At 51.8% G+C, this 12,364-nt stretch carries 12 protein-coding genes and 1 pseudogene; 3 read left to right on the top strand and 10 right to left on the bottom strand.

The features are described from left to right. Window positions 1–52: 52 nt before the first annotated feature. The 4 genes from OP494_RS01165 to OP494_RS01150 all read right to left on the bottom strand — a co-directional run bounded on the left by OP494_RS01165 (window position 53) and on the right by OP494_RS01150 (window position 4,353). The gene (locus tag OP494_RS01165; RefSeq protein ID WP_075369934.1) at window positions 53–508 is read right to left on the bottom strand and encodes a tripartite tricarboxylate transporter TctB family protein; all 456 of its coding nucleotides are present in this window, start codon (window positions 506–508) and stop codon (window positions 53–55) included. Next, window positions 505–2,040 carry a tripartite tricarboxylate transporter permease gene (locus tag OP494_RS01160; protein ID WP_280538920.1) on the bottom strand — a complete coding sequence of 512 codons (1,536 nt, stop codon included), beginning with the start codon at window positions 2,038–2,040 and terminating at the stop codon, window positions 505–507. The genes OP494_RS01165 and OP494_RS01160 overlap by 4 nt, the downstream gene beginning before the upstream one ends. Before the next feature lie 84 nt (window positions 2,041–2,124). Then, a complete protein-coding gene (locus OP494_RS01155) occupies window positions 2,125–3,084 on the bottom strand; it encodes a tripartite tricarboxylate transporter substrate binding protein (RefSeq protein ID WP_075369932.1) in 960 nt (319 codons plus the stop codon). A gap of 207 nt (window positions 3,085–3,291) precedes the next feature. After that, the gene (locus OP494_RS01150; protein ID WP_075369931.1) at window positions 3,292–4,353 is read right to left on the bottom strand and encodes a tartrate dehydrogenase; all 1,062 of its coding nucleotides are present in this window, start codon (window positions 4,351–4,353) and stop codon (window positions 3,292–3,294) included. A gap of 104 nt (window positions 4,354–4,457) precedes the next feature. Between OP494_RS01150 and OP494_RS01145 the strand changes: the two genes are divergently transcribed. Next, entirely contained in the window at window positions 4,458–5,363 is a 906-nt protein-coding gene (locus OP494_RS01145; RefSeq protein ID WP_075369930.1) for a LysR family transcriptional regulator, read from the top strand. A gap of 135 nt (window positions 5,364–5,498) precedes the next feature. Here the strand turns inward: OP494_RS01145 and OP494_RS01140 are convergent. The 6 genes and pseudogenes from OP494_RS01140 to OP494_RS01115 form a co-directional block, all read right to left on the bottom strand. Beyond that, window positions 5,499–5,696: pseudogene (locus OP494_RS01140) on the bottom strand (transposase); the annotation flags it as partial. 79 nt (window positions 5,697–5,775) lie between these two features. Then, window positions 5,776–6,387, bottom strand: coding sequence for a lambda exonuclease family protein (locus OP494_RS01135; RefSeq protein WP_280538918.1), 612 nt, complete (start codon window positions 6,385–6,387; stop codon window positions 5,776–5,778). Between the two features lie 42 nt (window positions 6,388–6,429). Continuing rightward, window positions 6,430–7,191 (bottom strand): ERF family protein, encoded by a 762-nt coding sequence (locus OP494_RS01130; RefSeq protein WP_280538917.1) that lies wholly within the window; start codon window positions 7,189–7,191, stop codon window positions 6,430–6,432. Between the two features lie 12 nt (window positions 7,192–7,203). Beyond that, entirely contained in the window at window positions 7,204–7,389 is a 186-nt protein-coding gene (locus OP494_RS01125; protein WP_280538915.1) for a hypothetical protein, read from the bottom strand. Window positions 7,390–7,473: 84 nt separating this feature from the next. Next, window positions 7,474–8,442, bottom strand: a complete 969-nt coding sequence (locus tag OP494_RS01120) for a DUF932 domain-containing protein (RefSeq protein ID WP_280538914.1) — start codon at window positions 8,440–8,442, stop codon at window positions 7,474–7,476. Window positions 8,443–8,584: 142 nt separating this feature from the next. Next, window positions 8,585–8,908, bottom strand: a complete 324-nt coding sequence (locus OP494_RS01115; RefSeq protein WP_075369925.1) for a hypothetical protein — start codon at window positions 8,906–8,908, stop codon at window positions 8,585–8,587. Between the two features lie 690 nt (window positions 8,909–9,598). Here OP494_RS01115 and OP494_RS01110 point away from each other — a divergent pair. Continuing rightward, on the top strand, window positions 9,599–10,291 hold the full coding sequence (locus OP494_RS01110; RefSeq protein ID WP_075369923.1) for an inovirus-type Gp2 protein: 693 nt from the start codon (window positions 9,599–9,601) through the stop codon (window positions 10,289–10,291). Window positions 10,292–10,663: 372 nt separating this feature from the next. After that, window positions 10,664–12,331 carry a YfjI family protein gene (locus OP494_RS01105; protein WP_280538913.1) on the top strand — a complete coding sequence of 556 codons (1,668 nt, stop codon included), beginning with the start codon at window positions 10,664–10,666 and terminating at the stop codon, window positions 12,329–12,331. Window positions 12,332–12,364 lie beyond the last annotated feature (33 nt).

Raw genomic sequence — 12,364 nt, 5'->3', positions numbered from 1 at the left:
TTTAGTAGAGGAAGAGGGGAAGGTTGCAAGCACCGCCTTCCCTCCAAAATGGCTAAAAAAACAAACCTTCAGGTAAGCTGACCTGCAATATATCAGTAAAAGCAAAATAAAAGAGGCCAACTATAATAGCGGCAACAGGGAGCCAAGCTAATATTCTATTAAATGAGACACGCTGCTCTATACTCGCCAAGTACCATACGATGCCAAAGAAAACCACAAAAGTTGAAGTAACAAATCCCAAAACCCCAATTAAATACCACCAAGCGAACAAGACTAATATCATTAGCAATATTCGTTTAGGGCTTCCTTCGATAAGGATCTGTCGCTCTGCTGGAGAAGTGAACGCCTTTATAACTAACACAGCTGACACGACTGCGGTGATAAGCAATATTGCACGAGGAAATATAAGGCTTAGCCTGCCCATCTCTTCACGCGGAAACCAGAGCAAAGAAGCGAATAACAATCCAAATATGCCCGCCGCTAAATCTGTATTGACTCTGAGAATCATTGCCCTGCCCCCTTACCTTGATCTACCTTGGCCATCCTCCCAGAACGCTCGAGCCAGACCGGCAACAAAGTAGTTGCCAAGCTGACAATGACAAGAATTGCCAAAACGATCGATAGCGGATTATCTACTAACCGCAGCCAAGGAATTGGATCGACAACCGCTGCCAGCATGGTTTGCACATAGCCCTTCTCTGCAATTACACCCAATATCAGGCCCAATACAATAGGAGCAGCATGTATTCCAATCAAGCGCATAAAATAACCTGCGACGCCAAGTACAAGCATGATAAGCACATCCAACATGCTATTACGCAGCGCATAGGTGCCTAGAATAGTCACCATCGCAATACTAGGGACAAGAAAATAAAAAGGTGTTTTAACAACAACACGGTGAATCAGGCGCCCACCCAGCAAGCCAACGGGGAGCAGGAATATCGCAGCAACGCCCATTGAAAGAATGAAACCGTTCGTCAAAACGCCAGTCTCCGTAAACAGATCCAAACCAGGCCGCAAACCATGCATGAGAAGCACGCCAAGGATAATGGCATCAGGTGGTGCGCCGGGAATTCCCAATGTAAGTAACGGAACCATGCTGCCGGCGACCATTACATTGTTACTGGACTCTGAAGCTATTACACCGTCGACATTGCCTTTTCCGAACGTCTCCGGTTCTTTCGAAAATCGTTTCGCTTCATTGTAGGCGACTAAGCTAGTCACATTGCCACCTGCGCCAGGTATAATAGCAATAATTTGGCCAATGATGCAGGAGCGAATTAGATTAACGGGCTTTCGAAAGATATGTTTCGTCATTTTTTTGACGGAGGAAAGAGCGCCGTCGCTAAGTTGGCCGCTTTCAGGTAACGTGCCACGCCCTTGGGCTACCATTGAGATAAGTTCAGGTATAACGAATAGTCCAATCAAGGCCACTATCAGTTCTATGCCTCCTTGCAACGCTGGGATGCCGAAAATAAAACGTGTTTCGCCGCCAATTGGTGACACTCCAATGGTGCTTATTAGCATGCCCATGCAACCTGCTAATAGCCCCTTCAGGAGAGAACCACTCGCTAGGCTGGCTACAAGGGTCAACCCCAATAGAGCTACCCAAAACATCTCGGCAGGACCGAACACAACGGCCAATCGAGCCAAGGGAGGTGCCAACATCAGAAGAAAGGCAACGCCTACGACCCCCCCGACGACAGAGGCAATTGTAGCTGCAGCAAGAGCTTCGTAGGCACGCCCATTACGGGCCATCGGATATCCATCGAAAGTCGTCGCGATAGAGGACGGAGTCCCCGGGGTATTAATCAAAATCGCAGTAAATGCACCACCGTAAATGGCACCCATATATACTGCACCGAGTGCCATAAGACCTTGCAGCGGCGACATGGTAAATGTAAATGGTAAAAGTACCGCCAACGCCATAGTAGCCGTTAAACCGGGCAGGGAACCAATAAGCAGACCAGCGGCTACACCGGCCAGTATGGTTAACATGCCTTCAATTGTCATGATTGACATGAAGGCTTGTAACATCATGTCCATATAACACCTCGCCTTTAAAGCCTTAGCTAGCAAGTAATAAACAACCGCCCTGTCTAAATATAGGCAGGGCGGTAAAGATTATTTATTATTCAAGGCTTCTTCAAAGATGGGCTTGTATTCTTCCTGAAGCCTTTTAATCTCCTGATCAATTTCCGACCCAGTAATGTCCGTCATGACAAAGCCAAGCGGCTCTTGCTTTTCAGCAATGCGCTTATTCGTCTCAGCGAAAGCCTGCTGGAGCTTGGTCACGATCTCATCAGGAGTACCTTCAGGAACAGCCACGCCTCGGTAGGCGCCGCCTACGACATCATAACCGAGCTCTTTGAAGGTGGGCACATTAGGAAGTGCAGGAACGCGTTCTTCAGATGCGACAGCTAAGACGCGAGCCGTGTCTTGCATTTGGACACCCAGCATGGAGTAGTTAAAGATGCCAGTAACATGCCCGCCCTGAACGGCTGCCGGAAGCGGACCAGTGCCCGTAAATGGAATGTAAGTAACGTCAATGCCTGCTTCCTTTTCGAAGCGTAGCACACCTAGGTGATTGGCGCTGTACGTCCCACTGCCACCAAGAGTTACCGCCTGTGGGTTTTTCTTCGCATAATCAACAAGGTCTTCAAGTTCCTTGAAAGGACTATCTTTTGATACGATCAAGGCGTTTGGTGTGGAATGAAAAAAAGTAACAATCTTCCATTCATCAGTGTCATATCCCGCCTGTTTCCTCATGATTGGCTGAGCAATAATATGAGGTATATTAACCCCGATCATCTCATAACCGTTTGGCTCTGCATTATTCTGAAATTCGCTCCAAGCAACGGCACCGCCGCCGCCAGGCCGATTTTTTATGACGACATCTGTGCCCAGCAGTTCTTCAAGGTGTTTTTCTTGGAAGCGTGCAGTAACATCAGACTCGCCACCTGGGTCAAAGGGGATGGTATAGGTAATCGGCTTTTCCGGGTAAGCTGCAGAAGCCACTCCGGGCAGGCCAAGCACAGCAACGATAGAAGCCGTGAGTGCGATTTTGTGAGCTGAGATTTTCATTTGGCGTCTCCAATATGTCTTGATTTTATTAGCTTTAATTACCAAAAAGAAATTCTTATTTTTTTTAAAACAACCTCCTAATTATTCACCCATGAGAATACATCTCTTCCTCCACAGAAATTTTCCTATTCTATCGCGATAATATCCAATTATCCTGTGGCACAATTAAACGTCAGACGGACCAATTTTTTATTCACTCCAAACAACTCACTGTCCTTCGATATCTTTGCAAATTGATTCTGTAATATCTCTTGTGGTTGCCTTGCCACCTAAATCGGCTGTTTGGATTCCAGAATCTGTTTGGCGCTCAATGGCAGCCATTAACTGTTTTGCAGCCTTCTCTTCTCCGAGGTGCTCCAACATCATTACAGCAGTCCAAAAGGATCCTATGGGATTTGCAATACCTTTACCGGAAATATCAAAAGCTGAACCGTGAATTGGCTCGAACATTGAAGGGAATTTGCGTTCAGGATTTAGATTTGCGGTCGGTGCTATGCCTAAGCTCCCAGAAAGAGCTGCCGCTAGGTCAGAAATTATGTCTGCATGTAGGTTAGTGGCTACAATAACATCCATTGTTTCAGGCTTAAGGACCATCCTAGTGGTCACTGCATCTACTAACTCACGGTCAATTTCTACTTCCGGATAATCTTTCGCCACTTCAAAAAAAACCTCATCCCATAAGACCATACCGTGACGCTGGGCATTGGATTTTGTCACCAATGTAAGTTTTTTTCTTTGACGTGACATCGCCATTTCAAAGGCAAACCGGTGTATGCGCTCAACTCCTTTTCTGGTGAATACTGAAACCTCCGTGCCAACTTCTTCGGGAAGCCCTTGGTGTACTCGCCCCCCATTACCGGAGTATTCGCCCTCACTGTTCTCACGTATGATAATCCAGTCGATTTTTTCAGAGCCATGTAAACGGCTTTTTACACCTGGTAAAACACGTGCTGGGCGGACATTGGCATATTGATCGTAGCCTTGACAGATGGCAAGCCTGAGATCCCAGAGGGACACATGATCGGGAACTTGCTGGCTGCCTACAGCACCAAAATATATGGCATCAAACCCCGCAAGATGCTGAAGCCCTCCTTTAGGGATATACGAGCCTTTTTCTAGGTACCTATCAGAGCTCCAATCAAAGTCTTCAAAATCAAAGGTAAACTCACCACTTTTCTTTGCTAGCAAGTCAATGACTTGCTTACCAGCCTCGATAACTTCTTTTCCAATTCCATCACCCGGGATCACAGCAATACGATGGTTTCGCATTTTTCCTCCTGTAGCGTTGTATGTGAACATTACAGAACCTAGGTGAAAAACCTTCGCGTATACAATAAGATAAAGGTCATCCCTTCCTTAACCTGGAGGTTAATGTGAGATCTGTCGCGGACCTGGAATTCTTCATAACCCTCTGTAAAGTGGATAGTCTTGCTCAAGCTGGAAGGGATCTCGACATCTCCTCTGCTGCCGTCAGTAAGCGCCTTTCAGGCATCGAGAATGCCCTTGGTTGCCAGCTGATATCGCGTGACAGCCGGTCGATGAGCCTGACCGCCGATGGTCATGTATTTCTCGAATATGCATATTCGATAATTAACTCTTTTGATAAAATGACTGCTGAAATTGGTCGAAAAAAGAACACTCCGGAGGGAGTTATAAGAATAAACGCCCCGTTTGGGTTTGGGCGAAAGCACATGGCCCAATTTATTTCGAAGTTTGTCGAAGAATACCCCAAAATTGAATTTAAACTATATTTATCAGATCATCCCTTAAGCCTGACTGCAAACTCTTTCGATCTTGGCGTCCGGTTTGGAGAATTGGCTGATTCAGGCCTGCATGCACGTAAAGTCGCATCTCACAAGCGAGTAGTTTGTGCTACGCCTGGATACTTAAAAAAGTATGGCACGCCTAAGCACCCCAACGACCTGAAAGATCATTCCTGCATAATGCACAACCAAAATGAAGAAATATATAGCGCCTGGAGATTTGAAAATAACAACGAATACTTCAATATCCGAATCAAGGGAAATTTAGTCTCCAATGATGGCGGAACCGTGCTGGGCTGGGCTCTAAATGGCCATGGTATAGCAATCCGAGCCGAATGGGATGTATATAGTTATATCAAAGATGGCACCTTAATAAGAATTATGGAAGATTTTTCACTACCGAACGCAGACATCTACATTCTATACCCTTATAATAATAAAAACCTACCACTGAGAATAAGAATATTTATTGACTATCTGATAAAAGAAATGCAAGCAATGCCCTTTCTCGACTAAGGAATCGCTGAACAATTCAGCACCCGGTCTATGGAGCTGCCAGAGACGAATTTTCTGCTTCATCAGCTTGGTTCAGGCCACCACAGAGCGACCTCTATGACATGGCAGACTTGCTAATAGGCTGCCATACCAGATTCAGGGCGCACTGGCCCCGTTAACTCGGCCCTTACATCGTGTCGGCAGCACCAAGTTGGCCAGTCCGAACAGACTGAATAGCTGCGCCTGGTTCTTGGCCAGCCCCTTATAACGATCCTTCCGGTAGCCGAAGAGGGTCTTGATGACATGAAACGGGTGCTCCACCTTGGCACGGATGCTGGCCATGGCCTTCTCGATCGCCAGCAGTAGCAGGTAAAGTGGTAAGTGTCGGCGACTTCGCCGGCCACCAGTTTGCAATGCATCATGGTCTTTCTCCTCAGGTGGCCATTACCAGGGCCATGCGCTGTTCCAGTTCCTCGTAGAACGCCTCGACGCGCTCGGCGATAGTGCGAATCATCGCCTCGTCCCGGTAGGCCCGCTTGACGAACAGCGGCATGCCCGGCCAGTAGCTGACGAAATCGATCCACTCCCGCTCGCTGACCCACAGGCCTCCCTGACACTGCGCCACATGCTCCTGGGGCAGCTCATCGGCCAGCAGCAGTTCGATCTGGTACTTGGGCAGCTTGGTCTTGACCTCAATAAGGCCATCGCTGCCCACCAGGCTATCCGGGGAGTAGCCCGCACCGTGATTGAGGATGATCCCGACCTGCTCCAGGTGGAAGTTTCCCGTCGCCTCGCCGTAGAGCTCGCGGGCCACGGGCTCCAGCGCATGGCCACGCTGGGTATGGCTGTTGCCCTGGAAGGCATCACTGGGCTCGCCGGTGATGCGCTCGCCGATCAGCTGGTGCAGGTAGCTCAACGCCCCGGCACCGAAGCCGCTGGGGTCCTTACCCTTCACCAGCAGGGTCTTGAGCTCGGACATGGTGACGATGCCCAGCCTTGCGGCATGCCATTCGGGCGTGCCCTGTTCCAACGTCAGTATCTGCATAACGCTCTCCTGAATGATCAGACGGCATAAAGAGCGAGGGCGCTACCCCTCGCGTGCCGGATGGTGTGATGTTTGCTGAGGATTGGCGCGCTTGTGCAACGACGCGCGCAGCTTGTCGAAGTCGCTGCGGGGAACCTGCTCGGCACTGGCGTACTTACCGACGAACCACTCCTGGGTGGCCGGCGGACACACCGCGATAAGCTGCTTGATCTGTCCCGCCTGGAAGGGCGTGACGAGCTTCACCGTTGCCGCAGCCTGGCCGTTATCGTCCTGACCCCGTGTGGTGATGTTGAGCAGCGCGCACAGCACGTAGCGCTTGCCGTAGCTGGTCGATGAGCCGAAGGCTTGTACGGCATTCTTGTTGCCGCTGACATCGGCGGGCAGCAGCATGCCGGTCTCCTCGCGGTGGCCGTCCTGGTGCATCAGCACACCGGTGATCTGGATGCCGCGTTCCTGGGTCTGGATGCGGAAGCTCACCGCAAAACCGTGCTTCTGCATGATCGGACGTACGGTATCTACGATGTCCTCCAGAGTGGCGTAGTGGCCGTTGTTGCCCTTGCCGCGCTCGGCAATACTCGGCAGCTCGGTCTGCATGGCTGCCATGGCGGCGCTGTAGGCCATCAAGGCCTGACGATCCAGGACGCGCTCCTGCATCTGCAGCAGGCGCTCCATCTTGTCGATATCGACGTCCGGGTTGAGTGCCGCACGCTCGATCACCTGGATGATCGCAGTGCTGTCGTTAATGGGTTGGGATGGCGTAGTTGGCAGATCGGCTACCTGCCGATTCATGGGTTGCGTATTCATAGTGTCGATCTCCTACAGATAGTCCTGCATGACAGTGTTGATCTGGTCAGCCGGGATGGGCTCCAGCACCACAGCGACCCGGTAGACCTGGCCGCGAGCCAGGACGTGGGTCTGTACCTGCGGCTGGTCTGCACCGAGTAGCTGACGAGTCAGGAGGGTCAATGACCGGCAGATCTCCAGCGTGAGGGGTTGTGGCATGGGAAATACCTCCAGAAAAGACAACGCCCGGTCAGTTCATTGCCTGACCGGGCACTATGCTGTTGATGGGTCGAGTCGGCGTGTTCAGGCCACCAGTGCGAGGGCTGCCTCCCGTGCCTTATCCTTGAGATTGGCGCCTTGGCCGAACCACGCGGAATCCAGACGCGTATCGGTACTGCGCGCGCGTTTCTCATGATCGACGTACTCGGTGACGGCATTGAGCAGGCCCCAGGCGGTGTCCCTGGCGGTACACAGATCGGCACCGCGGCCTTCACCGTGGTAAAGCTTCTGTATCCGGTTCAGTGCCCGGTAATTGGGCAGCTTCGAGGGATCGTCCAGGGGCTCGTCCGCGTTGCAGATGACCGCCTGAAAATACGCCGTGGCCTCATCCCGGCTGATCTTGCGCTCGGCCAGGGTTTTCATGCGGTACATGAAGTCATCCCAGAGCGACACGGAGATCCCCAGCTGCTGCTTGACGCGCCGAGCATCGAACTCGGTGCTGTGCGGCACCCTCACGCCCTGCGTCATGCCATCCACGGCGATGGTCAGGGTGTTGTTACAGACCACCCGTACCGTGGTGGGCGTGGCCACCGTGGCCAATGAGCCATCGCACGATGTGGCCAGCAGCAGATAGCCGTTGACCTCGTCCTGCCCCTTGAGCGAGGTACTCAGGCCGCTGCGGGCCAGCGCCCAGAACTTCCTGCCCGATTTCAATATTCCCGCCGTCTCTAATTCGTAACCGGCGTACTCCGTGAGGTCTCGATAGAACTCCAGCACTTCCTGCGGCTGGACGACCTTGTAGCGCTGGGAGACCACCGATAGCGGCGCCTTGGTATCGGAACGATAGAGTACCTTCTGCTCGGGGAAGGAATGGATGCTGCCCAGATGAGACGCAGAATCGGCGATAAAACGCACCGAGGCTTCATCGATGTGCCAGTCCATGCCGGCTTGCTGCTGCCACACCTCCAGCGGTTGATGGGGAGAGAGCTGTTGCCCCAGGCCGTGCCAGGGGGTATCGCCGACGTAAGCCATTTGTTCGACCAGATGTGCCATGGGAAAACTCCTTGTATATCAGTCAGACACGGCATAGCGGCCCGCTACCACCAGAGGCAGCGGGCAGACCGTGTTTATTAAGAGATCAAAACCAGGGGTTTGGCCTGAATCAGGGGAAGCTCAGATGTGAGCGTGACGCGGCCTAGGGACGGAACGTACGGCCACAAGCCCGGCACGCATAGTTATCGAGAACCTTGGTATCCAGTTCCTCGCCTAGCTTGGCCCCGGCAACCCCACCGGCGGTACCGCCGACCAGACCACCGAATACCGCGCCGGCAAGGCTGCCCACGGTGATCCCCACCAGACCCGCCCAGGCCCCGACCAGGGCGCCCGTTTCGGCACCGGCCATCGCACCGGCCGCCCCACTGGCCGTGCCTGCGGCTGCCCCGGTGGCACCGCCCGCTTTCCGGCCATAGTTGCGGGTGATGACGTGATGCGAGCCGCAGCTCGGACAATGCACAGACATAAAACCTCCTTCGGGTAGTGAACTGAGAATGCAATACCGGCTTGCTATCAAGGAGGTAATACAGGTTTGAATTTTCTTTGAATCGGATACAGAACCGTCCCTGACACCTTATAGCCGAGCTGTCCTTAAGCCATGGAAAAGCAGTCTCTACGGCCTACGACGGAGCATTTAGGAGTGATGCGCGAAGGAATGTAATTTTTCACATCGCAGAAGGATGAGATGCAGCGAACCATGGCGTAATTCGTCACGGTGTCTTGTTTCGGTTGGCTAACGGAATTTCTTAATAATCCTGAAGGGATGCTTTCGCCGGGTTTCACTTGGGCTTTTAGTTCACGGAATAGACCTGGCCTGGGGTAATTCCCTGCGTCACTGACGGGGGAGTATTATAGAGATTCCATAGGTTTGCATAATGGGCTCACTGGTGAAGCCCATTATGCATACGAGGGGTCATTGTGAGTATGGGCAAACCCGGCCCACTCACTTCATGGAACCATCACGTTCTCACGACATGATGGACAGCGATGATGGATGTGACCATACCGGCGTTCTGATAAACGCCTGGGATTAATGCATCCTGATCCAGAGTGCGTTGTCACAAACCGCGCTCGACCTTCTCCTGCCTTCTAGCCAACCGTTCGACAAGACCACCGCTGCTAATGATCCCTCTAATCCTTTAGCAAGGTGAATCCCATGTTTGAACAGTTTCCTCTGCGTCATCCCTACAATGACAAGCTCCGGCTTTTTTACGAAGAGATCTACCGAGGCTACTCGGTCATGCAGCGCGCCGATGGTCCGCAAATCGAAAACTTTTTGGAAAGGAGTCTCATCACCCTCAATCTGGCCCAGGAGAAAAACCGAACCACCTTTGCATTTCGAGTGGATCTACGCTTCCCCGATGACATGTCGAGACTCCCCATGCACAACGACAATGGCGTCCTGGCCAGATTCTTTCGTTTCTTCTTCTACGAGCTGGAAAAGGCAAATACCAAGTATCCGGCGATGCCTCGCTACCTGTGGGCCCGCGAGCAGGCCAACAGTGTCAAACCCCACTATCACCTGATGATTCTACTCAACAAGGATGCCTTCGATAGCCTGGGTATGTTTGCACCGAATGATGACGGTATCTACACACGCCAGAACCTCTACCACCGTATGATGCGTTCTTGGCTGAAGGCGATGGGCTATGTGGCCGACGAATCGAGTTTCCTCCAGCTGGTCAATGTAAGCGAGAACCCGGTCACGGAGATTCCCTGGTCACGCATCCTGCATCGTCACGACTGGTGTGCCATGGACGAGGCGATGTACATGGCCAGCTACCTGTGCAAGGCCTACACCAAGCCCATCGGCCAGAACGTCCACGTCTTCGATTCAAGCCGTCGCTGAGATGGAAGGGCCCGTCATCGGCGGGCCTAACCATTTTCATATTCAGGAGGACAGCTCATGATTCCCTTTGCTTTTATCATGCCACCATCTTCCCAGCGGTAGCCATACTCAGTTAATTCTACGGGACATACCAACCCATCAGGCCTGTTTCTTCCCATCTCTCCACCCCGGATATAAACGCCTAGTCGTATTAGAGCGCGACGGACCAATGCATCGTTTGATTCGTGATGCCAGAACCCTACGCAAGCAAAGCAAGCTCGCTCACGCAGCGGCCCCTTGGTCTGTAAATGTGCGGTTAGCTTCTGTGAATCCTGCTATAACCGCTATATACTAGCCGTTATAGCAGAAGCTAGTTATTGTTTAGGATAAAAAATGTACGATAGCAACGGCATGGTAGACGAGCCTGTTCAGGTCCCCTTCGCCAATACCCGCCCCGATCACTGGCCTGAGTATCATGAACAGAGTCGATTCTGGTCAGCGGTAGTAGAAGCGGAGTCGGCGCTTCAAGTGCCGAGAGAAATGGCAATAATGTCGGCACTGGGTGCCATGTCTGTGGCATGCCAAGGCTGGATCGATGTGAGATATCCGACAGGGCCTCGAATTCAGACCCCGCTGATGCTACTGACGCTAGCCGAGTCGGGAGAGCGTAAAACAACCGTGCAAAATCGTTTTTTCGCGGCTATTACAGCGCTCAATCGGAAAGCGGTCGAGGTCGCGGATGAGCGCCTCAACATTTACATGAGCGAGCATGCTGTTTGGAAGCAAGAGGTGCGTGCCTGGGAAGGCTCGTTACGAAAAGCCATCAAGAACGGCGATGACACTACCAGCCAAAAAGCAAAAGAGGCGTTAAAGCAACTGAGAGAGAAGGAGCCCGTTTTCCCTCAGCGTCCTCGATTACTTTACGATGACACGACGCCTCAAGCGCTCGTGCAGTTATTGAACGATTATTCCCCCCATGGCTGCCTGCTCACCAGCGAAGCCAACAGCGTATTTAGCGGACGTGCACTCCAGGAGCTCGATAAGCTAAATACGCTATGGGATGGCGCTGACGTGATCGTGGATCGCATGACACGCCCGAGTTTCATTCTTTCCGACGCACGACTTACCATGGCGCTGATGACACAGCCAAGCGTTATTAGTCGCTTTCTCTCCAAGCGCGGCGAGGAAGCTAGAGGCATGGGTTTTTTAGCCCGTTTTTTAGTCGTAAAACCAAAAGAAATGGCAGGGACTCGTCAAACACGCCGGCTTGGCGTGCTTCCTCGCCTTGACGAATTTAATCATCGTGTCGAAGAACTCTTAACTGATTCTATAATCGGAATTCCCTCAGCCAATCAGATGACCAATGAGAAACAAGTCGTAGTTTTCTCGGCATCGGCTAGCCAGCTGTGGGACGAATACAGCCAAGGCATTGAAAATGCCATGCAGGAAAACCAGCCGTATTTTTATTATAAAGACCATGCGTCCAAACTGATGGAGAATATCAGCCGCATGGCGGCCATTCTGCATTATTTCGAAAAGGAAGAAGGCGATATTTCTTCCGACACCTTGAGGTTCTGCTACGAATTCGTCCTAAAGTGTTCGCAGCATTTCCAACGTTACCTTGCAGGAGAACCGCAAGTCGTCTCCGATGCCAACGAGCTAGCAAAGACCCTGCTCGAGTGGGCAGATAACGACGGGCAAAAACCCTATGCATTCTCAACCAGCCTCCCCCAACATCTGGCTCGCGGTAGAGAGTTTGGATTTACCATGACGGACTTGAAGCAATACGGTCCCTACCGCCTGCGTGGCAGAGAAAACGATCAACGCCTTCGCGAAGCAGTGAGACTTCTCCAAAAAATGGGCAACGTCAAAATCAAAAGGCACAACCAATACACGATGCGTGAAAATATTTACGGCGGCCCTGACCTGCCAGCCTTACGCAACGGCGTAGAGTACCGTGTCGAAGCATTACCGTTTTTTGATGAGCAAGAGTATTATCGAGATCCATACGCTAGGGCGCTCGTGGATGCAAGCGGCTATTATTTGATCAAGCCTGAGTAAACTGAGTCGCTCCTCGCCTCTTGATGTGGACGC

This window comes from Chromohalobacter sp. 11-W (assembly GCF_029889905.1).
Taxonomy (GTDB): domain Bacteria; phylum Pseudomonadota; class Gammaproteobacteria; order Pseudomonadales; family Halomonadaceae; genus Chromohalobacter.
Note: the sequence above shows the minus strand (reverse complement) of the source record. Positions and strands in the feature narration are given on the sequence as shown.